The sequence below is a fragment of the Sphingomonas desiccabilis genome, from assembly GCF_004135605.1.
GTDB lineage: Bacteria > Pseudomonadota > Alphaproteobacteria > Sphingomonadales > Sphingomonadaceae > Sphingomonas > Sphingomonas desiccabilis.
On record NZ_SDPT01000001.1, the window covers coordinates 938,205 to 957,525 of the forward strand.

A 19,321-nucleotide genomic window follows, 5' to 3' on the forward strand; every position below is an offset into this window, starting at 1 on the left:
AAAGTATCCCGGGGCCGGAAACGAAGTAAACGAGGACGTAACTTCCACCCGGCCGCGGTTGTGCCAGCCTGGGACCGGAAGTGCCCGGCGGTTCAACTCAGGTGCGTGCGAACCCACAGGTCGAACAGGCGGAGCCAGTCGCGGCCCGGCGCCGTCTCCGGCAGGTGCTTCGCCCCGAAGCCGTGGCCGCCCTTTTCGAAGAGATGCACCTCCACCGGCACCTTGGCCGCCCGGGCGGCGGCGAGCACGTCCAGGCTCTGCTCCAGCGGCACCAGCGGATCGTCGATGGCGTGGACCAGGAACAGCGGTGGGGTCGCGCCCGTGATGCGGGGCGGGGTGTCGTAGCGGCGGCGGGTCGCCTCGTCCGGGTTGGGCCCGAGCAGGTTGTTCGCCGAGCCGCTATGGGTCCCCGGCTTCGAGAGGCTGGTCACGGGATAGACGAGGCCGGAGTAGGTCGGGCGAGCGGACTGACGGTCGGCGGCGTCGACCGGCGTGTAGATCGGGTCATCATGCCCGACCGTCAGCGACGCGGCCAGGTGCCCGCCCGCCGAGAAGCCGAGCACGCCGAGCTTGGCGGGGTCAATGCCGTAGCGCCCGGCATTGGCGCGGATCAGCCGCATCGCGCGCTGCGCATCCTGCAGCGGCACATCCGCGCGGTTTGCCCAGCCGTCGCCCGGCAGCCGGTAGCTCAGCACGAACACGGTCACGCCCAGCCGGTTGAGGACGCTGGCGACGTCGATCCCCTCATTCTCCAGCGAGACGAAGCCATAGCCGCCGCCCGGAATCGACATCACCGCGCGCCCATCCGGCCGCTCTGGCCGGTACACCGCGACGATCGGATCGGCGGTGCCGCGCATCCACAGCTCCGGCTGCGCCGGGTTGCCGCTCATCTCGGGCCTGGGGGTGGGGAGCTTGGCCGGCGCGCCGGGCGCCTTGCCCGGCCACAGCCGGAAATGCTCCGCCGGCGGCCACGGCGTCATGCCCGTGCGGGCCTGTGCCTGCGCGCCCTGGCTGGCGGCCGCGACCGGCAGTGCGAGTGCGGTGCCGAGCAGCGTGCGGCGGTCGATCGTCATGGTGCCTCTCCCTGTCTTTGGAACCACAGGTACCGCGACGAGGCCCAAAGAAAAACCCGCCCGGGGCATGCCCGGGCGGGTTCGTTCCTTCAGGTGCGAAGAGGCTTACTTGCCGCCGAACAGCTTGGCCCAGCCGCGCTTCGCACGGTTCTTCCAGTGGCCGCGGTGAAAGGCGTCGGACGCCAGCAGCGGCATGACCGAGCCCGCTTCCGCGAACACCATCTGCTCGATGCCGGTGTTGACCTTGCCCCAGCTCGCCGCCTCCTGGAGGGTCGAGGACGAGCAGGCGCCGTCGCGCACGTCGGCGACGGTGATCTGCACCGCGTACTTGTGCACTTCGACGTCGTCGTGACCCAGGATCTCGGCGCAGACGACCGTGTCCTGGATGAAGTTCTTCGGCACGCCGCCGCCGATCATCAGCAGGCCGGTGGTGCCGGCCGCGATCTTGATGTCGGTCAGCTCGCGGAAGTCCGCGATCGAGTCGATGGTCAGGTAGGGCTTGCCCGCCTTCATCGCATCGACCTGGTGCTTCACCAGCCCGAAGCCTGCCGAGGAGTCCGTGAACGCCGGGCAGAAGATCGGCACGTCATGCTCGTAGGCGAGCTTGACGAGGCTGTTCTCCTTCTTGCCGTGCTCGACGAGATACTTGCCCATCTCGCGGATGAACGCGCGCGAGCTGTAGGCGCGGGGCTCCAGCGTTTCGGCGATCTCGAAGATCGTGTGGTCGACGTTCTGGAGGTCTTCCTCGTCGATGTAGGTGTCGTAGATGCGGTCGATGTAGAGCGAGCGCAGCGTGTCGTCGTCGGGGATCTCCAGCGCCTGATAGTGCTTGTGGCCAAGCCCTTCGAAGAAATCCATGTCGACGATCGTCGCGCCGGTCGCGACGATGCCGTCCACCATGTTGTTGCGCACCAGCTCGGCATAGAGGTCCATGCAGCCGGCGGCCGAGGTCGAGCCCGCGATCACCAGGAAGATCGAGCAATTCGGGTCTTCCAGCATCTGGTTGTAGATGCCGGTCGCGCGCGCCAGGTCGCGGCTGGTGAAGCTCATCTTCTGCATCGAATCGATGATCGGACGCGCGTCGAAGCTCTTGATGTCGATATGCTCGACGACGGACGAGAGCAGCTCAGCCTTGCGGTTGTCGTTGATCGTGGTGTCGGTCATGGTGTTCCCAGTTTCAGGACCGGCGTCGTTCAAGGGGACGCACGAAACCCGTCAAGGGCGGCGGAGGCCGTCAGCGCCCGCCGCCCATATAGGTAGGCCTTGCGGCCGTTAAAGCTTGATGACGTTCGAGCGCGTGGCCCGATCGGCCGTTTCCAGCGCGACGTAGAGCGAGTCCATCGGCTCGTCGGTGACGATCACCGTCTCTTCCGAACCGAAGCCGTTGAACGCCGTCCGCATCGCACAGCCATAGGCGCCGAGCATGCCGATCTCGACATAGTCGCCCGCCCGGATGTCCGCCGGCAGCTCGAACGGACCCGCCATGTGATCCATGTCGTCGCAGGTCGGGCCGTAGAAGCTGAAGCCCACGTCCTTGGCGTCCGACTCCGGCTCGCGCAGCAGTTGCACCGGGAAACGCCAGCCGATGTGCGCCGCATCGAACAACGCGCCATAGGCGCCGTCGTTGATGTAGAGCTCGGCCCCGCGGCGCTTCTCCACGCGCACCACCAGCGAGCTGTACTCGGCGCACAGCGCACGGCCCGGCTCGGCCCACAGCTCGGCCGAATAGGACACCGGCAGGCTTTCGAACGCGCGGTGGATCGTCTCGAAATAGCGCTCCAGCGGCGGCGGCTCCATGCCCGGGTAGGTCGACGGAAAGCCGCCGCCCACGTCGATCACGTCCACCGTCACGGCTGCCTCCACGATGGCGGCGCGCACGCGCTCCATCGCATTGCCATAGGCTTCCGGGCTCATCGCCTGGCTGCCCACGTGGAAGCAGATGCCTAGCGCGTCGGCCGCCTGGCGCGCCGCGAACAGCAGGTCCTTCGCCTCGTGCGGCGCCGCGCCGAACTTCGACGCGAGGCTGAGCTTGGAGTGATCCGACGACACGCGCAGCCGGACGCACAGCGTCAGGTCTTCTGCGCCGCGGGTCGCGCGGACGATCTTTTCCAGCTCCTCGATCGTGTCGAGCGAGAAGACGCGCACGCCGTGGGTGAAATACGCCTCCGCGATCGCTTCCTCGGCTTTGACCGGGTGCATGAAGCACAGGGTCGCGTCCGGAAGCGTGCGCGCGACGAGCCGCACCTCGGCGATCGAGGCGACGTCGAAATGGGTGATGCCGCTGTCCCACAGGATCTGCAGGAGATCCGGCGACGGGTTCGCCTTCACCGCATACATCGACCGGCCCGGAAACTTCTCGACGAAGAATCGGGCGGCCCGACGCGCGGCGTGCGGACGGACGAGCGTTACCGGCTGGACCGGGGCACGCTGGGCGATGTCGACGCCGCGGACGGCATCGGAGTGGGCGATTGCTAGCCCCAGCGCGCTATGGTGTTCGGCCAATTCAAGGGACCTCCAACGGGGTAGTTCGACACAAGAGCTGCCTTGCGGTTGGAAGTCCCATGGGGCAGCGGATGGCGCACATAGGGTCGGTGAACCGGCGTGTAAAGCGCCTGACTCGCATCACGCCCGCTGCGGAGACGAAATGTGACCATCGTGCGACAGCCCACACGCGCCGGAGTGCGGGATGCGGCCGCAAAGATCGCCCAAATCCTTCCCCCGACACCGCTTTTCGTGGCCGAGATCCGCGGGTGCCGGGTCGCGTTCAAGGCCGAATCGCTCCAGCCGATCGGGGCGTTCAAGATCCGTGGCGCGTGGCATCGCCTGACGGCGCTCGACGAAGCGGCGCGCGCGCGCGGCGTCGTCGCCTTCTCGTCGGGGAATCACGCGCAGGGAGTCGCCTGGGCGGCGCGGCGGCTGCGGATGCCGGCCACGATCGTCATGCCGGCCGATGCGCCGGAGGTGAAGCGGGAGGCGACGCTGGCACTCGGCGCCGAGGTGGTGCGCTACGATCGCCGCACCGAGAGCCGCGAGCGGATCGCCGGCGAACTCGCCGCCGCGCGCGGCGCGACGCTGGTGCCGAGCTTCGACGATCCCTGGGTGATCGAGGGGCAGGGCAGCGCCGGGATCGAGGCCGCGCAGCAGATGGAGGCGCAGGGCCTGGGACCCGTGCGCCACGTGGTGACGCCCTGCGGCGGCGGTGGCCTGGCCGCCGGCCTCGCGCTCGCCCTGCCGGACGCCGAGCTGACGGTGGTCGAGCCGGAGGGCTGGGACGACATGCGTGCGTCGCTGGAGGCCGGCTGGATCGAACCGGTGGCGCCGGACGCGCCGGACACCGCGTGCGACGCGCTCCAGACGCAGCGGGTGTCGCCGCTCACCTTCGAGGTGATCGCACGCCGGGGCGCGACCGGCGTCGCCGTCAGCGAGGCCGAGATCCGCCAAGCCCAGCGCTGGGCCGGGCGCCAGCTGCGCCTGGTGGTGGAGCCCGGCGGCGCGGTCGCCCTCGCGGCGCTGCTCGCCGGCAAGCTGGCGCCGGCAGACGGCATGCTGGTGCTGCTGTCGGGCGGGAACGTCGACCCGCAGGACTATGCGGCCGTGCTGGCGGGAGAAGACTAGGGCGTGAACCTATCCACGACAGCTTCAAGGTCGAGCACTGAACGGCCGAGCTTGGTGAACATATTGTACCCGTTCCGCTCACCGTCGGACTGGTAAACCGCTGCGGGAGTCCGTTGTTGATCGTTCGCCAAGCTACTATCGCTGATCTGGACACACTGGTGCCGCTGTTCGACGACTATCGGCAGTTCTATGGGCAGCCGTCCGATCCGATCGGCGCTCGATCTTTCCTCGGTGATCGCTTCGAACATCAGCAGTCGATCATCCTGCTTGCCTTTGATGGAAGTCACGCGGTTGGTTTCGTGCAGCTATTTCCGTCGTTCTCTTCGACAAGACTCGCGCGCACGTTCATCCTGAATGATCTGTTCGTCGCTCCTGACGCGCGCGGCACTGGAACTGGTCGAGCTTTGCTGAATGGGGCATGTGAGTATAGCCGGAACGTAGGCGCGGCGCGGCTCTCACTCTCTACCGCTGTAACCAACACGGCCGCTCAATCTTTATACGAGCGGGCCGGATGGACGCGGGACACCGATTTTTACGCTTATGGCATCCCTTTACTCTGACGCGGGTGCGCTATCCCGAAAACGAACCCAACCGGGAAAGCCGCCCCGCCTATCGCGCTGATGGGCCTCCGGGCCCGGCGGCGATAGGCTGTAGCGGTATGAATGGAGCGGCAGGGATTGGGTGGGAAGCGGAAAGGCCGCTGTCAGGCAGGTAGGCGGCGTCAGCGCACTTCGATTTAGAAGGCAGGGCACGGGCTCCCCCTGCAGGTGGATTTCTGCCTGTCCACTTATGGGTGAGTGAAAGCGATCACCGTCACCGATCCCTTCCATGCAGCCGGTCAGAATGCCTCACCTAATATCGTCGTTAGTCGGCCAATGCGGATTGGCTTCTCGCACCTCGGAAGGTGCCTGAACCGCTCGGGTATCGCGTCTTCATCGTATCCGGTAGAAAGGACGACGAAGACTGAACGCTCGAGCAGCGTATCGATGACAGGAGAGGCAGGCTCCCCTCCCAGGTTCATATCGACCACCGCGGCGTCCAGATGCGATTGCGATGCGATCAGGTCCATGGCGTCTTCAACGCTGCCGGCCGGGCCGATGACGATGGCGCCAGCATCATCCAATTCGGTCCTAAGATCGTCGGCAAGATAATACTCGTCCTCGATGACGAGGACGCGGCAACCTTCAACACTATGCTGAAGCATTTTCCTCTACCTCCATTGCGGTTTCCGAAACTGGCATAGCAATCGTGCAATGCACGCCGTCCGGTCCGAGTGTGTACGTTGTCTTGGCATTGAGCTGATAAGGCAGCGCCCTTTCGATCAGCTCGCGCCCCTGTCCGGTTCCAGCCGTGCGCACTCCGGGAGTTGGCATTTTTACTCCGCTCTCGCGCCAGTCGATATGAAGCCACGGCTTGTTGTCGACGCTTGATCGTTCGAACGCCCATGAGACGACAAGCTGCCCCTGTGGCTGCCCCAATGCCCCATATTTCACGGCGTTGGTCGCAAGCTCGTGCAGCGCCATGGCGAGGGTCTGGACGGTCGAGGAGCGCAGCCGAATGCCCGATGGTCCGTCGAGCGTGGCCCGGCTGATCCCGCCATCCATAGCGGCAAGCTCCGTTTGGATCAGTTCATCGAATGTCACCCGATCATGTTCGTTGAGCCGTGAGAGCAGCCCCTGGACCCGGGCAAGCGCGTCGAGGCGATCGCGATAGCGGCTACGGAAATCCGCAAGGTCAGCGCTCGCTCGAACGGTCTTGTCCGCGATCGAGCGAACAACGCCCATTAGGTTGCGCGTCCGGTGTTGAAGCTCGGCGATCAGCACCTGCTGACGTTCCTCCCATTCCCGCCGCTGGGTCGTCTCGACCATCGCGCCGATCATGCGAACCGGCTCGCCTCGTTGTTGTAGAAAAACCGGCCGCGCCCGGAGAGCCAGTGCACCGACCCGTTTGGATGGACGACGCGAAATTCATGCGCGAACACCTCCCGATGCTCCATTGCCCGCTGAAGCGCTCCTTCAGCGCTCTGCCGGTCATCAGGATGAATGCGAGACGCCCAGGCCTCGTAGCTGGGCTTTACTTCACCGACTGCATACCCCTCCATCCGGTAATGCTCGTCCGACCAGTGGACCTCCCCAGTGGTGACATTCCAGTCCCAAAGACCCAGGCCACCTACTTCGGCGGCGTTGCGCAACCGCTCCTCACTTTCGGCCAACGTCTGCTGCGTGCGACGGTCTTCGGTGATGTCCTCTCCGACCTTGATGAGCTCGCGAATCTCACCGTCCGCGCTCAGGAGAGGTTGTGTCGAGCCATTGATGAAGATGCGCTCGCCGTCTTTGCGCACATGCCAGCGGACGTTCGGCGCGCAGCCCTCGCAAGCGGCAATCCGCCGCTCCTCCTCCGGAGCGCCTTTCGCGATGTCTTCCGGCAGGAACGTGCGGTCCATGGATTCGCCCAACATCTCGGCTGCCGACCAGCCGTAGACGGCCGCCGCCCCAGCGGGCCACGAAGTGATGATCCCATCGCGATCGGTCGTGAAGATGGCGTAGCTGTGGACGCTCTCGACGATCAGCCGGAACCGCTCTTCACTTTGGCGCAGTGCTGCGGCGTCGCTTCTACGCTGTGTGATGTCGTTGAACAGGATCGCCACGCGCCGCTGTTCCGGCTCGCCTACGCGGAACGCGTTCAGATCATACCAGCGGTCTCCGAGCGCCTTTGCAGGCGCCTCGAGCCGCCTCGCAGCGCCGGTCAGGGCAATCTCACCGTAGACATCGAACCAATGCTGCTCATGCTCGGGTGCGATGTCACGCATGAGGCGGCCTTTGCCGTCCACAATGCCGGTCTGGCGTTCGAAGGCGGGATTCACCTCCAGGAACCGGTAATCGACCGGCGCATCGCCATCGAAAACGACTTCGATGATGCAGAAGCCCTCGTCGATCCGCTCGAATAGCTCGCGATAGCGCTCCTCGCTTGCTAGCAGCGCCGCCTGGGCGCGGGCGCGCACCACCTCCGCCCATAACCGCTCGGCAACGTCTTGGACGAGCGCAACCTCCGCGTCCGTCCAGCGGCGTGCCTCCTGCTGATGGATGCTGAGATTTACAAGCAGCGTGCCATGCACAAGCAGCGGGACACTGAGCAGTGCTCCCACACCCACGCTTGCAATCGCGGCAAGCGCCGGCTGATCGGCGAGCAGGTTTACATCATTGATCCGCACTGTGCGGCCCGCGCAAAGGTCGTCCAGAACCGGACCGTCATGGTCCTCTAGACGCATGACCGTCGGGAAGGGGCGCGTACCGTCGGCAGACCAGCCGGCGAAGACATCGGCGACGCCCATCGCGTGGTCGAACTCCGCAAACAACACTCGCGTTGCGCTCAGCCGCTCGCCCAGGTGCCGGGCCGCCACTTCGATCTTTTCGCGCGCCCCGGGTTGCGCTCGCATGGCGTCGCCCACGGCAAGCAGGAACGCCTGTCGCTCCTCACTCGCACGCAGTGTTTCCTCGGCCCTCTTGCGTTCGGTCACGTCCCGCCAGAAGACCGCGAGTGCACCGCCAGCCGTCGGATAGGCACGCATGTCGAGCCACAACGCACGCGCAGGGTCAGAAGCGTCTTCATGCTCCAGGACAACCGGCACCCGCTGAGCCATCGCCGTTTTGAGACATTGTCCGACCGCAGACCCCTCGCTGCCGCGATGAACCTCCCAATACGACCGCCCGATCACTTCGTCACGGCGGCGCCCGCTCAGTCGAAGAGCTTCGCGGTTCTGCTCGAGGATGGTGAAGTCTGGGCCGATTATACCGAACGCCTCACCCATCCCGTCCAGAAGCCGACCGAGGCGCTCCTCGCGTGCAGCCAGTCCGCTGCGCGCCTGCTCCCGTTCCGCAGCGACGAAAAAGCGATCGATGACCGGCCCCAGCACCATCGAATAGGTCTTGAGGAACTCGATACTCTGGTCGTCGAACTCGCGGGGCTCGCGTGCGTCGACTTGCAGCACGCCCCAGGGCCTGCGTCCCGGCAGCAGGATCGGCACATTCACCAGAGCGACCACGCCGTGTTCGCGGAGGAATAGCGGGAATTCGAACCGCTCCTCGCTCGCGATGTCGTTGGTGATGACCGGTTCTGTTCTTTCGATCGCATAGGCTTCGGAAGAGCGCTCGCTGAGATCAACGCGTTCATGGCCAACGACCCCCGGGCGCCAACCGACGCCCGCCCGCACAAGGCCGGTGTTCGTCTCCCGGTCGATCTCCAAGACTTTGGCCAGATCTACGCCAAGCGCCTCGGCGACAAGGCGGCAGCCCTCGTTGAGGATTTCGTCCAGGTCCTCGTGATCCAGCACGAAGTCCCCGAAATCGGCCAGCGCGCGCTGGCGCCGCATCATCTCGCTGTGGTCAGCCATCTTCCCTGAACGCCCCGCAAGCTATTCGGTTTAACCATCGCCGCGAGCAGGCTTTTTAAGCGCTCGAGTGAAGGGCGGAGGTTCGCTCCAAGTGGCGCAACAAGCAATCGAAGGCTTCGGCGGTTCGCAACGCCGGCCACCACGCGCGCGTTATCTCCAGTGACATGAAAGCCGCTGACGTGGCTGTCACACTGGAACCTTGAGACCCATCACTGAGAGGCTAATTTGAGGCTCCGTCCAAATCGCTGTGGACGACCGCATTTGGGCGGTAGCTGACCGTCCGCTTCTGGGGTCCGGTTTCGCCGCGGCGAGCGGCGACCGGTGGGTGGAAGGCGGACGTTCAAACCCAAACCTGCTAGTAGCTCGCTCCATCGACCATTCGTCGCGGCAGGCCGCTCCAGACCTCGGGATCGAACATCCGTAGGTTGACACCCATCCGCAGGTAGCAAGGGTCTGTCGGCGTCCAGTGCGTTGTGCAGCCACATGCGACGCAGTGCCATAGGTCGAGCGCACAATCTCCTTGACGGTAAGCCACTCCAGATCCTTCAACGCTCACCAGATCAGGTGAGCAATAGTGCCAGAGCCCGGCAGTACGCCTGCAGATCGAGCAGTTGCACTCACTCGCTTCGACCGGTGTATCGCGAAGGATGATCTGAATACGACCGCAATGACAGCTTCCCCGAAGCTTGTTCAAGTCAGCGCTCCTTCGTCTTCTTCAGCTGAACTTTGCACCCTGGGTGAATGTCTGCAATTAGCGCGTTTCCAGGCCGTCCGCTTGATGAGTCCACGACCTGGCCGGCGCCGCCGCGGCGGGACCGGACTTAGCGCTTCTCACCCTTGCGCTGCTGCGCGCGGCGGGAGAGCATGTTCAGCAGCTCGACCAGTACCGAGAAGCCCATCGCCGCGTAGATGTAGCCCTTGGGCACATGGACGCCGAAGCCGTCGGCGATCAGCACCGCGCCGATCATCAGCAGGAAGCCCAGCGCGAGCATCACGACCGTGGGATTGCGCGCGATGAAGTTCGCCAGCGGATCGGCCGCCAGCACCATGGCGCCGACGGCGGCGAGCACGGCGATGATCATCACCGCGAGATTGTCGGTCATGCCGACCGCGGTCAGGATCGAATCGATCGAGAACACCATGTCGAGCAGGATGATCTGGACGATCGCCGATCCGAAGGTGATCGCCGCCACCTGCTTCTTGTCGAGCAGGTCGTCGCTCGGGGTGGCGTCCACATTGTGGTGGATCTCCTTGGTCGCTTTCCAGATCAGGAACAGCCCGCCGGCGACCAGGATCAGGTCGCGCCAGGAGAAGGCGGTCTCGAACGCCGGCTGCCCATAATCGTTGAGCGGGCCGGTGATCCCCAGGTCGAAGACCACCGCGGTCAGCCCGACGAGCCAGGCGATCATGGAAAGCAGGATCAGCCGCATCCCGAGTGCCAGCCCGATCCCCACCCGCCGCGCACGGGCGCGCTGCTCCTCCGGCAGCTTGTTCGAAAGGATCGAGATGAAGACGAGGTTGTCGATGCCGAGCACCACCTCCATCACCACGAGCGCGATCAGTGCGGCCCAGGCCGTCGGGTCGGAGAAGAGGGCGAGCAGGCTTTCCATTCCCGCAGTCTATGCGGGGCCCGGCGCCGGCACAACGCCGCCGCGAGGCTAGGGCTGGGGGCGGTGGGTGAAGTCGATGCGGATGCGGACCCAGGCGCCGATCATCGGCTTTCCGCCGACCCGCGGCGGGCGGACGCGGAACTGCCATGCGGCCTGTCGGATGGCGCCCGCCAGCCGCGATCCCCGCGGAGAGTCGCCCAGCTCGCGGCAGTCCTCGACGCGATAGTCGGCGACGGTGCGGCAGGCGATTTCCGCCCAGGCGCCGGCCGGCGCGCCCTGCGGCGGCATATAGGCGCCAAGCTCCCGATCGGTCGGGCGGCGATACCATTCCGCCCGGTACAGCCGCTCGCCGCCGGGTCCTTCGCCCGGGCCATAGGCCGCACCGCTGTGCGCCGCGTCGCCGCCCTCGTCCGCAGCACCGCTGTCGGCAAGCTCCGTGCCGCGCGTCGATCGGATCGCGCCGATGTCGGAGGCCGCGAAATCGTCGCTGCTCAGAACCAGCATGCTGGGGGTCGGCTGCGGGGCGGGGGGTGCGCTGGGCGGCGGCGGCGGCGCCGTCACCGCGGCCTTGGGGCGGCTGCGCGCCGTGGCGCCGCCGCCGGTCTTCGGCACCTCCGGGTCGCCGGCGGCCTGGGTCTCGGGGAGATCGGGGGTGATGTCGAAGACTGGGGGCTGCGCTTCCGGCGGCGGCGGGGCCGCCAGCCGGGGCGCGAGCGTCAGCAGCATGATGAGGATCAGGACGTTGATCCCGACCGCCAGCAGCAGCGCGATCGTGCGGGGCCGGCGGGACGCGCGATACGACGAGATGGGATCGGACGCCGCGCGCATTGCTGGCGCGCCTACACCGCGCGCGCAGGCGCCGCAATCATGTGTTGGAAACGGCCCCGGGGACGCGCGGCGCCCCCGGGCTGCCGGGTCAGCGGATCGGCGAGTTCGGGTCGAGCCGCATGTCGAGATAGCGGTCCACGCTGCCCATCAGCTCCGGCATCTCGTCCGCGAAGAAGTGGTTCGCGCCCGGGATGACGTCGTGGTGGATGGTGATGTGCTTCTGGGTGCGCAGCTTGTCGACCAGCTTCTGGGTCGCGGCCGGCGTCACCACCTCGTCCGCCTCGCCCTGGATGATGATGCCCGAGGAGGGGCAGGGCGCCAGGAAGGTGAAGTCGAACATGTTGGCCGGCGGCGCGATCGAGATGAAGCCGCGGATCTCGGGACGGCGCATCAGCAGCTGCATGCCGATCCAGGCGCCGAAGCCGAAGCCGGCGACCCAGGTCGTCTGCGCTTCCGGGTGGAAGCTCTGCACCCAGTCGAGCGCGGAAGCGGCGTCCGACAGCTCGCCGACGCCGTTGTCGAACGTGCCCTGGCTCTTGCCGACGCCGCGGAAGTTGAAGCGCAGCGTCGCGAAGCCGCGGCGCTGGAAGGTCTTGTAGAGCTCCTGCACGATGCGGTTGTTCATCGTGCCGCTGGCGTTGGGGTGCGGGTGGAGGATCATCGCCACGGGTGCGCGCGGGCGCGGGGCGGGGGCAAAACGACCTTCGAGGCGCCCTTCCGGGCCGGGAAAGATGACTTCGGGCATGGGCTTCCTGCCGAGAGAAATGGGGCGCGCGGTTGGGCGCAGCAAGCTGCGCGCTATATAGGCGGCAAGCTTTCCCGCGCAATCGGAACGATTCTTGGCCGAACGACTCTATCTGGATCATGCCGCGACGACGCCGATGCGACCCGAGGCGATCGCCGCCGTGGCGGACGGCATGGCGCGCTGGGCCAACCCCTCGTCTCCCCATGCCGAGGGGCGCGCCGCCCGCCGCAGGCTGGAGGACGCCCGCGCCCGCATCGCCGCCGCGCTCGGCTGGCAGCATGAGGTGATCCTGACCAGCGGCGCGAGCGAGGCGATCGCGCTGGCGCTCGGCCGCGCCAAGGGCGTGCGGATCGCGGTGTCGCCGACCGAGCATGACGCGGTGCTGCGCGCCGCGGGCGACGCGGAACGGTTGCCGGTCGACGCGGCAGGACGGGCTTCGCTGCCCGAGCCCTCCGGCGAGCGGCGGTTGTTCGCGATCCAGGCGGCGAACTCGGAAACGGGCGTGCTGCAGCCGCTCGACGCGCTCGCCAGCGAAATCCGCGAACGCGGCGACCTGTTGTTCACCGACTGCGCGCAATCGGCGGGCAAGCTCCCGCTGCCCGACGCGGACCTGATCGCGGTGTCCGCGCACAAGCTGGGCGGGCCGCCGGGCATCGGTGCGCTGCTGGTCCGGGACTTCGGCGTGCTGGAACCCGGCGGCGGCCAGGAGCAGGGCTATCGCGGCGGGACGGAGAACCTGCCGGGCGTGCTCGGCTTCGCAGCCGCGCTGGAAGCGCCGCGCGACTGGCTGGAACAGGCGGCCGAGTGGCGCGCGATGCTCGACGCGGCGGTGGTCGCAGAAGGCGGCGAGCTGGTGGCCGCCGCCGCGCCGCGCCTCGCCACCATTGCGGCCTATCGCATGCCCGGCGTTCCTTCGGCGGCGCAGCTGATCCGCTTCGACGGCAGCGGCATCGCGGTGTCCGCCGGCAGCGCCTGCTCGTCGGGCAGCCTCAAGCCCAGCCATGTGCTGGGGGCGATGGGCTGGGAAGCGCAGGCCGCGCGCGAGGTGGTCCGGGTGAGCTTCGGCTGGAACACGCGGGCCGAGGACGTCCGTCGCTTCGCCGACACCTGGACCGCGATCGCCCGCGAGGCGCGGAGCCGCGCGGCATGAGCTACCTCGACTATCAGGCGACGACTCCGCTCGCGCCCGAGGCGCTGGCGGCGATGCTCCCCTGGCTGGAGCGCCAGCACGCCAACCCGCACTCGCCGCACCGCGAAGGCCGCGCCGCCCGCGCCGCGGTCGAGGTGGCGCGCGGGCAGGTGGCCAGACTGCTGCCGCCCGGCGGCCGGGTCACCTTCACCTCCGGCGCCACCGAGGCGCTCAACTGGGCGATCCAGGGCAGCGAGGGCCCGATCGTGACGCTCGCGACCGAGCATGCCGCCGTGCTCGACACCGTCGCTGCCGAGGCGCGAAAAGGCCGTGCGGTCACCGTCCTGCCGGTCGGCAGCGACGGCCGCGTTGACCTGGAGGAAGCCGCCCGCGCGATCGCGCCCGGCACCGGCCTGGTGGCGGCGATGCTGGTCAACAACGAGATCGGCGTGATCCAGCCGATCGCGGAGCTCGCGGCACTCGCCCACGCCGCAGGTGCGCGGTTTCTGTGCGATGCGGTGCAGGGCTATGGCCGGGTGCCCATCCCCGACGGCTGCGATCTGGTCGCCGTTTCCGCCCACAAGATCCATGGGCCCAAGGGTGTCGGCGCGCTGTGGGTCCGGGACGGCGTGCCGCTCGCGCCGCTGCTCCACGGCGGGGGACAGGAGGCGCCGGGACGTTCCGGCACGCTCTCTCCGGCACTGTGCGCCGGCTTCGGCGCCGCCGCCGGGCTCGCGGTGGCGCGGCACGACGACGACATTGCGCACGTCGCCCGCCTCGCCCAGGCGGCACTGGCCGCGCTCGGACCCGGTTGGCACGTGAACGGCTCGACCGAGCACCGCTACCGCGGCAACCTCAACCTGCGGCGCGCAGGGCTCGACGTGGCGCGGTTGATGAGCGACCTGCGCGACATCGCCTTTTCCGCCGGCTCCGCCTGTGCCAGCGGGTCGGGCCGGCCGAGCCATGTGCTCAGCGCAATCGGCCTGTCGGACGCGGAGGCGCGGTCGAGCATCCGCATCGGCTTCGGCCGCACCACAAGCGAGGAGGAATTGTTGAACGCCATCACCCGGATCGATGCGGCGGCGCGCGCGCAGCAGGTGGCGGCATGATCGTCCGCTTCATCGGCGTCGACGGCGCGGTGGAGGAGGCGCGCGGCGCCGCCGGCGACCGGCTGCTCGACCTGGCGCAAGCCTATGGCCAGCCGCTGGAGGGCACCTGCGACGGTCAGATGGCCTGTTCGACCTGCCACGTCATCGTCGCGCCGGAGTTCGCCGACCTGCTGCCGCCGCCCTCGGAGGAAGAGGAAGACATGCTCGATTTCGCCCCCGGCGCCACCCGCACCAGCCGGCTCGCCTGCCAGATCACGCTCACCGAGGCGCTCGACGGCCTCACGGTGCGCATGCCCGGCCAGCAGGCCGACGCGAGGCGGCGCTGATGCGGCGGCGCGAGTTCGTCGGCGGTGCCGCGGCCACGGTGCTGCTGCCCGCCTGGCTGGAGGCGCTGGGCGGCGCCGCCTTCGCCGCGCCCGCGGATCCACTCGCCGCGATCGCCAGTGAGGCAGGCGGCCGCCTCGGCGTGTCCGTGCTGGACACGGGCACCGGACGTCGCCTGTGGCTCGACCCGCTGGCCCGCTATCCCTTGTGCTCGACGTTCAAGGTGCCGCTTGCCGCCGCGATCCTCGCGCGGGCGGACCGCGGCGAGCTCGACGTCCAGCGCCCGATCCGGTTCACCCAGGGCGACCTCCTCGAATATGCCCCGGTGGTGCGCGAGAACCTGTCGCGCGGGGAGATGACGCTTGCGGAGCTGTGCGCCGCCGCCATCGAGTGGAGCGACAACGCCGCCGCCAACCTGCTGCTTCCGCAGCTCGGCGGCCCCTCCGGCCTGACGCGCTTCCTGCGCTCGGCAGGGGATTCGATCACCCGTCTCGACCGCGTGGAGCCCGAGCTCAACGAGTACAAGCCCGGCGAGCTGCGCGACACCACCACGCCGATGGCGATGACGACGCTGCTGGCGGCGCTGCTGACGGGCGACGTGCTCCAGCCGACCTCGCGCAAGCAGCTGGCCGACTGGATGATCGGCAGCCGCACCGGCGACAAGCGGCTGCGCGCCGGGCTGCCCAAGGGCTGGCGAGTCGGCGACAAAACCGGCACGAGCGGCAACGGGCAGGCCAACGACATCGCCATCGCCTGGCCGCCCAACCGTAAGCCGATCCTGATCGCCTGCTATCTCGACGCGCCCGGCATCGCGCCGGAGAAGGCGGATCGGGCGATCGCCTCGGTCGGCGCACTCGTGGGTCAGTTGTTCGCCTGAGAGATCTTCCGCGGCCCCACCATTCCCCACCCGTTTGTCTCGAGTAGGGAACGAGCTTGTCGAGAGCCCGTATCGAGAGAGCCGCGCGCGCCGACCTCTCGATACGGGCTCTCGACAAGCTCGACGGCTACTCGAGGCGAACGGAAAAGGAAGACGCGGGCAGGAATAGTGCCGACCGCGAAAACACACGCTTCCCCCTTGCCGCAGCCCCCCGCCATCGTCCAAACGCGCCGCATGACCGTTGCCGTCGACATGGGAACCGATCCGGCCGGCAAGCCGGTCCCGATTGATCTCGAAGAACTTCTCGCCACCCGCCTGCTGGTTCAGGGCAATTCGGGCTCAGGCAAGTCGCACCTGCTGCGCCGCCTGCTCGAACGCAGCGCGCGCCACGTCCAGCAGGTGGTGATCGACCCGGAAGGGGACTTCGTCACCCTGTCCGCCGCCTATGGCCACATCGTCATCGATGCGGTCGACCACAGCGAGCGCGAGGTCGCAAAGTTTGCGGCCCGGGCGCGCGAACATCGCGCCTCCGTCGTGCTCAGCCTGGAAGGGCTGGAGGCGGAAGGGCAGATGCGCTGCGCCGCCGCCTTCCTGTCCGCCTTGTTCGATGCCCCGCGCGAGCATTGGTATCCGGCGCTGGTCGTGGTGGACGAGGCGCAGCTGTTCGCCCCCACCACCGGCGGCGAAGTGGCCGAGGAAGTGCGCCGCGCCTCGCTGTCGGCGATGACCAACCTGATGTGCCGTGGCCGCAAGCGTGGTCTGGCCGGCGTGATCGCGACCCAGCGTCTGGCGAAGCTTGCGAAGAACGTCGCGGCCGAGGCGTCGAACTTCCTGATGGGCCGTACCTTCCTCGACATCGACATGGCGCGCGCCGCCGACCTGCTCGGCATGGAGCGACGCCAGGCGGAGCAGATCCGCGACCTGCAGCGCGGCACGTTCCTGGCGCTCGGCCCCGCGGTGTCGCGCCGGCCGGTGGCGGTGCGGATCGGCGCGGTCGAGACCTCGGCGCGCAGCGGCAGCCCGAAGCTGACGCCGCTCCCCTCCGGCCAGGTCGCCGACATCAAGGACCTGCTGCTCGCCCCGGTCGAGGAGATGCTGCCGCTCGCCATGCCGCCGCGCCCCGCGCCCCCTCCGGAAGAGGTGATGGCCGCGATCGAGCGGCCCGCAGGTCCCGTCGCCACCCCGGCGCTGCCGCAGCGTTCGGAGGAAGAGACCGACACGATCATCGCCGACGTGCTGCGCGCGATACTGTCGGACGACGACGCGGCGCAGCGCCCGGCGGCGATGCTCTACCAGGACTTCGGCGTGCGCTGCCGCATGGCCGGGCTGTCGCGCCCGCCGCTCGACCTGCCGGGCTTCACGCGCCGGCTGTCGTGCGCGCGCGCCGGCATCTTCGAATCGCCGGAAGCGGAGTGGGGCGACGCGCTCCAGCTCGCCGCCTCGCTGCCCGATGACATGCTGGGGCCGTTCCTGCTGATCGCCCGCGCCGCCCGCGCCGGCGAGCCGTGCCCCAGCGACGAGGAGATCGCGCGCACCTATGGCACCAGCTCGATGGGCCGGGTGAAGCGGCTGGTCGCCTATATCGAAAGCCGCGAGCTGTTCGTGTGCCGGACGGACCTTTCCGGCCGGAGATCGATCACCCTGCCGCACCTGGGGTGGACCACGGAGGCTTCAGAGGTCGCGGCGTAACGCCCACGCTCTCGCTACCCCGTATCCCCGCGAAGGCGGGGATCCAGGGCCAAGCAGAACACCGGCCGGTGGTGCTTTGGATCCTAGGCTCCCGCCTTCGCGGGAGCACGAGAGGGGAAGGGTAGGCTCAGGAGTCGCCGCGTCCCATCTTCCCTGGCCGGAACCCGTCGGATCGCAGCGCATCGCTGAACACCCAAACCCGTACCCCGGCGAAGGCCGGGGCCCAGTTGGGAAGGTGTCGGTGAGGCACGATCCGGCCAGATCACCCCACCTGGACCCCGGCCTCCGCCGGGGTATACCCTAACGGCGCCCCTACAGCCCCAGATCCGCCGGCCCGAACGCCTTCGGCAGCAGTTCCGACAGCCGATGCTCCTCGACGGCATCTCCCTCGGCACCCGCGCAGAACACCCGCAGGTCCCGCCGCCCGATCTGCGCCGCCTCGTTCAGCACCTGGCGGCAGCGCCCGCACGGCCGCACCGGCACGTCCCCGGTCGCCACGCCGTCGACCATCATCCCGCCGATCACCGCCACCTCGGCGATCTCGCTCAGCCGCCCCTGGGCGCTGGCGGTCGCAACGGCCACCGTCTCCGCACACAGCGACAGGCCGTAGCTCGCATTCTCGAAATTGGCGCCGGTGATGACGCTGCCGTCGGTCATGCGCAGCGCGGCGCCAACCGCAAAGCGCGAATAGGGCGCATGGGCGTTCCGGGCGGCGGTGCGCGCCGCCGCGATCAGGGCTTCGGTATCGGTCATGGTGCTACGACATCCCAATGGACGGGGCGGTCGACGCCGTCGATCCGCCGGATGGTGCTCGCCTGCCACATCCGCCACGGACGTGCCAGATAGAGGGGCGCGAAGAACTCCTGGGCGGCCCACAGCGGTCGCTTAACGGCGCCGCTCACCTGATAGGCCTTTTCGAACGGCTCGGAGACCTTGAGCAGCATCGGCGAACCGGTGTGGTGTTCCACCACCTCCAGGAAGCGGCGAATGCCGGCAAGGACCTGCGCGCGCTCCGGGCGACGAGTGCAGCCTTCGTCCAGTTCCAGCTCCAGCACCGTCGGCAAGGCATCGATCGCGCGGGGCACGAAGGTGACGAACGCGTCGGCCTGCGCCTCCGCCGGCCGGCACAGCGAGAACTGGTGGATCACGCCGCGGCGGATGCCCGCTTCCCCCAGCGCCGCCCAGTTGGACTGGAACAGCCGGTCGCGGCGGGTGCCGTCGCCGATCGCGCGGACATAGGCGAAGTCCACGCCGCGGGCGCGCGCCGTCAGCCAGTCGACCGGCCCGGTCTCCTCCGACACGTCGATGCCTTGTACCGGATATTCCCCCGTGGAGGGGCGCCAGTCGGTCGCATAGTGCCAGCCCGCAGCACCGGCGAGACACAACGCCGCTGCGATGGCGAGCACCGCCTTCAAAACCCGCATTCCCTGAATTCAACCCCTGATGTGCAGCACGCAGATGAGCGTAAAGAGGCGGCGCGCCGTATCGAAATCGATCTCGATCTTGCCGCGCAGCCGCTCGATCAGCAGCTCGGCCCCCTCGTTGTGGAGGCTCCGGCGCGCCATGTCGATGGTCTCGATCTGCTGCGGCGTCGCCTGGCGGATCGCCTGGTAGTAGCTGTCGCAGATCGCGAAATAGTCGCGGATCGGCCGGCGGAAGCGGGCAAGGCCCAGCACCAGCGTCTCCAGCGGGCTGTCGTCGGCGCGGCGGGTGTCGATCACCAGCCGTCCGTCCTCCACCCGCAGCCGGACCCGGTAGGGCCCGGCATAGCCGTCCGGCTGCACCCGCTGCGGCGCGAAGTGGTTGCCCTCCAGCAGGTCGTAGATCGCGATGCGCCGTTCCTGCTCGACGTCCGCGCTGCGCCAGAGAATGGTGCGCTCGTCGAGCGAGACGTCGATGATCCGCGGATCGGCCATGGTGGGAGCAGCGCTT

20 protein-coding genes are annotated in these 19,321 nt (G+C 68.2%); 7 read left to right on the forward strand and 13 right to left on the reverse strand.

The features are described 5' to 3' along the window. Nucleotides 1-92: 92 nt before the first annotated feature. From EO081_RS04520 to EO081_RS04530, 3 genes are all read right to left on the reverse strand, one after another. Nucleotides 93-1,073, reverse strand: a complete 981-nt coding sequence (locus EO081_RS04520; protein ID WP_129340703.1) for an alpha/beta hydrolase — start codon at nucleotides 1,071-1,073, stop codon at nucleotides 93-95. Nucleotides 1,074-1,178: 105 nt separating this feature from the next. After that, on the reverse strand, nucleotides 1,179-2,237 hold the full coding sequence (locus tag EO081_RS04525; protein ID WP_129340704.1) for a 1,9-bis(guanidino)-5-aza-nonane synthase: 1,059 nt from the start codon (nucleotides 2,235-2,237) through the stop codon (nucleotides 1,179-1,181). 108 nt (nucleotides 2,238-2,345) lie between these two features. Next, nucleotides 2,346-3,575, reverse strand: a complete 1,230-nt coding sequence (locus tag EO081_RS04530) for a type III PLP-dependent enzyme (protein ID WP_129340705.1) — start codon at nucleotides 3,573-3,575, stop codon at nucleotides 2,346-2,348. Between the two features lie 144 nt (nucleotides 3,576-3,719). Here EO081_RS04530 and EO081_RS04535 point away from each other — a divergent pair, with 144 nt between their 5' ends. Beyond that, nucleotides 3,720-4,688: a threonine ammonia-lyase gene (locus EO081_RS04535; protein ID WP_183947818.1), complete on the forward strand. Its 969-nt coding sequence runs from the start codon at nucleotides 3,720-3,722 to the stop codon at nucleotides 4,686-4,688. Nucleotides 4,689-4,804: 116 nt separating this feature from the next. Continuing rightward, the gene (locus EO081_RS04540; RefSeq protein ID WP_129340706.1) at nucleotides 4,805-5,248 is read left to right on the forward strand and encodes a GNAT family N-acetyltransferase; all 444 of its coding nucleotides are present in this window, start codon (nucleotides 4,805-4,807) and stop codon (nucleotides 5,246-5,248) included. 278 nt (nucleotides 5,249-5,526) lie between these two features. Here EO081_RS04540 and EO081_RS04545 read toward each other — a convergent pair whose 3' ends face one another. The 7 genes from EO081_RS04545 to EO081_RS04575 all read right to left on the reverse strand — a co-directional run bounded on the left by EO081_RS04545 (nucleotide 5,527) and on the right by EO081_RS04575 (nucleotide 12,261). Further along, nucleotides 5,527-5,892, reverse strand: coding sequence for a response regulator (locus EO081_RS04545; protein ID WP_129340707.1), 366 nt, complete (start codon nucleotides 5,890-5,892; stop codon nucleotides 5,527-5,529). Continuing rightward, nucleotides 5,879-6,568 carry a sensor histidine kinase gene (locus tag EO081_RS04550; protein ID WP_129340708.1) on the reverse strand — a complete coding sequence of 230 codons (690 nt, stop codon included), beginning with the start codon at nucleotides 6,566-6,568 and terminating at the stop codon, nucleotides 5,879-5,881. The genes EO081_RS04545 and EO081_RS04550 overlap by 14 nt, the downstream gene beginning before the upstream one ends. Then, a complete protein-coding gene (locus tag EO081_RS04555; RefSeq protein ID WP_129340709.1) occupies nucleotides 6,565-9,078 on the reverse strand; it encodes a PAS domain S-box protein in 2,514 nt (837 codons plus the stop codon). Before EO081_RS04555 ends, EO081_RS04550 begins: the two co-directional genes overlap by 4 nt. A 355-nt stretch (nucleotides 9,079-9,433) precedes the next feature. Further along, a complete protein-coding gene (locus tag EO081_RS17320; RefSeq protein ID WP_129340710.1) occupies nucleotides 9,434-9,772 on the reverse strand; it encodes a GFA family protein in 339 nt (112 codons plus the stop codon). 127 nt (nucleotides 9,773-9,899) lie between these two features. Then, complete coding sequence (locus tag EO081_RS04565) at nucleotides 9,900-10,688, reverse strand: TerC family protein (protein WP_129340711.1); 789 nt, start codon at nucleotides 10,686-10,688, stop codon at nucleotides 9,900-9,902. 48 nt (nucleotides 10,689-10,736) lie between these two features. Beyond that, entirely contained in the window at nucleotides 10,737-11,516 is a 780-nt protein-coding gene (locus tag EO081_RS04570) for a hypothetical protein (protein ID WP_129340712.1), read from the reverse strand. A gap of 88 nt (nucleotides 11,517-11,604) precedes the next feature. Then, nucleotides 11,605-12,261, reverse strand: a complete 657-nt coding sequence (locus EO081_RS04575; protein ID WP_129340713.1) for an alpha/beta hydrolase — start codon at nucleotides 12,259-12,261, stop codon at nucleotides 11,605-11,607. Nucleotides 12,262-12,355: 94 nt separating this feature from the next. On the opposite strand from EO081_RS04575, the gene EO081_RS04580 reads away from it, so the two are divergent. The 5 genes from EO081_RS04580 (at nucleotide 12,356) to EO081_RS04600 (ending at nucleotide 17,389) form a co-directional block, all read left to right on the forward strand. After that, nucleotides 12,356-13,411, forward strand: a complete 1,056-nt coding sequence (locus EO081_RS04580; protein WP_129340714.1) for a cysteine desulfurase family protein — start codon at nucleotides 12,356-12,358, stop codon at nucleotides 13,409-13,411. Then, nucleotides 13,408-14,499 (forward strand): cysteine desulfurase family protein, encoded by a 1,092-nt coding sequence (locus EO081_RS04585; protein ID WP_129340715.1) that lies wholly within the window; start codon nucleotides 13,408-13,410, stop codon nucleotides 14,497-14,499. The genes EO081_RS04580 and EO081_RS04585 overlap by 4 nt, the downstream gene beginning before the upstream one ends. After that, complete coding sequence (locus tag EO081_RS04590; RefSeq protein ID WP_129340716.1) at nucleotides 14,496-14,825, forward strand: 2Fe-2S iron-sulfur cluster-binding protein; 330 nt, start codon at nucleotides 14,496-14,498, stop codon at nucleotides 14,823-14,825. Before EO081_RS04585 ends, EO081_RS04590 begins: the two co-directional genes overlap by 4 nt. After that, nucleotides 14,825-15,700 (forward strand): class A beta-lactamase, encoded by an 876-nt coding sequence (gene bla / locus EO081_RS04595; RefSeq protein ID WP_129340717.1) that lies wholly within the window; start codon nucleotides 14,825-14,827, stop codon nucleotides 15,698-15,700. Before EO081_RS04590 ends, bla begins: the two co-directional genes overlap by 1 nt. Before the next feature lie 234 nt (nucleotides 15,701-15,934). Continuing rightward, the gene (locus tag EO081_RS04600; protein WP_129340718.1) at nucleotides 15,935-17,389 is read left to right on the forward strand and encodes an ATP-binding protein; all 1,455 of its coding nucleotides are present in this window, start codon (nucleotides 15,935-15,937) and stop codon (nucleotides 17,387-17,389) included. Between the two features lie 312 nt (nucleotides 17,390-17,701). Here EO081_RS04600 and EO081_RS04605 read toward each other — a convergent pair whose 3' ends face one another. Genes EO081_RS04605 through EO081_RS04615 form a run of 3 tightly spaced genes read right to left on the reverse strand, consistent with a single transcriptional unit; the run spans nucleotide 17,702 to nucleotide 19,305 of the window. Further along, nucleotides 17,702-18,142 (reverse strand): cytidine deaminase, encoded by a 441-nt coding sequence (locus EO081_RS04605; protein WP_129340719.1) that lies wholly within the window; start codon nucleotides 18,140-18,142, stop codon nucleotides 17,702-17,704. Beyond that, nucleotides 18,139-18,813, reverse strand: a complete 675-nt coding sequence (locus EO081_RS04610; protein ID WP_129340720.1) for a glycoside hydrolase family 25 protein — start codon at nucleotides 18,811-18,813, stop codon at nucleotides 18,139-18,141. The genes EO081_RS04605 and EO081_RS04610 overlap by 4 nt, the downstream gene beginning before the upstream one ends. A gap of 9 nt (nucleotides 18,814-18,822) precedes the next feature. After that, complete coding sequence (locus tag EO081_RS04615; protein ID WP_129340721.1) at nucleotides 18,823-19,305, reverse strand: UPF0262 family protein; 483 nt, start codon at nucleotides 19,303-19,305, stop codon at nucleotides 18,823-18,825. Nucleotides 19,306-19,321 lie beyond the last annotated feature (16 nt).

Coding starts and splice junctions, on each gene's coding strand:
- EO081_RS04520 (WP_129340703.1), bottom strand. CDS start 1,073: ATGACGATCGACCGCCGCACGCTGCTCGGCACCGCACTCGCACTGCCG.
- EO081_RS04525 (WP_129340704.1), bottom strand. CDS start 2,237: ATGACCGACACCACGATCAACGACAACCGCAAGGCTGAGCTGCTCTCG.
- EO081_RS04545 (WP_129340707.1), bottom strand. CDS start 5,892: ATGCTTCAGCATAGTGTTGAAGGTTGCCGCGTCCTCGTCATCGAGGAC.
- EO081_RS04550 (WP_129340708.1), bottom strand. CDS start 6,568: ATGATCGGCGCGATGGTCGAGACGACCCAGCGGCGGGAATGGGAGGAA.
- EO081_RS04555 (WP_129340709.1), bottom strand. CDS start 9,078: ATGGCTGACCACAGCGAGATGATGCGGCGCCAGCGCGCGCTGGCCGAT.
- EO081_RS04565 (WP_129340711.1), bottom strand. CDS start 10,688: ATGGAAAGCCTGCTCGCCCTCTTCTCCGACCCGACGGCCTGGGCCGCA.
- EO081_RS04570 (WP_129340712.1), bottom strand. CDS start 11,516: ATGCGCGCGGCGTCCGATCCCATCTCGTCGTATCGCGCGTCCCGCCGG.
- EO081_RS04575 (WP_129340713.1), bottom strand. CDS start 12,261: ATGCCCGAAGTCATCTTTCCCGGCCCGGAAGGGCGCCTCGAAGGTCGT.
- EO081_RS04585 (WP_129340715.1), top strand. CDS start 13,408: ATGAGCTACCTCGACTATCAGGCGACGACTCCGCTCGCGCCCGAGGCG.
- EO081_RS04590 (WP_129340716.1), top strand. CDS start 14,496: ATGATCGTCCGCTTCATCGGCGTCGACGGCGCGGTGGAGGAGGCGCGC.
- bla (WP_129340717.1), top strand. CDS start 14,825: ATGCGGCGGCGCGAGTTCGTCGGCGGTGCCGCGGCCACGGTGCTGCTG.
- EO081_RS04600 (WP_129340718.1), top strand. CDS start 15,935: ATGACCGTTGCCGTCGACATGGGAACCGATCCGGCCGGCAAGCCGGTC.
- EO081_RS04605 (WP_129340719.1), bottom strand. CDS start 18,142: ATGACCGATACCGAAGCCCTGATCGCGGCGGCGCGCACCGCCGCCCGG.
- EO081_RS04610 (WP_129340720.1), bottom strand. CDS start 18,813: ATGCGGGTTTTGAAGGCGGTGCTCGCCATCGCAGCGGCGTTGTGTCTC.
- EO081_RS04615 (WP_129340721.1), bottom strand. CDS start 19,305: ATGGCCGATCCGCGGATCATCGACGTCTCGCTCGACGAGCGCACCATT.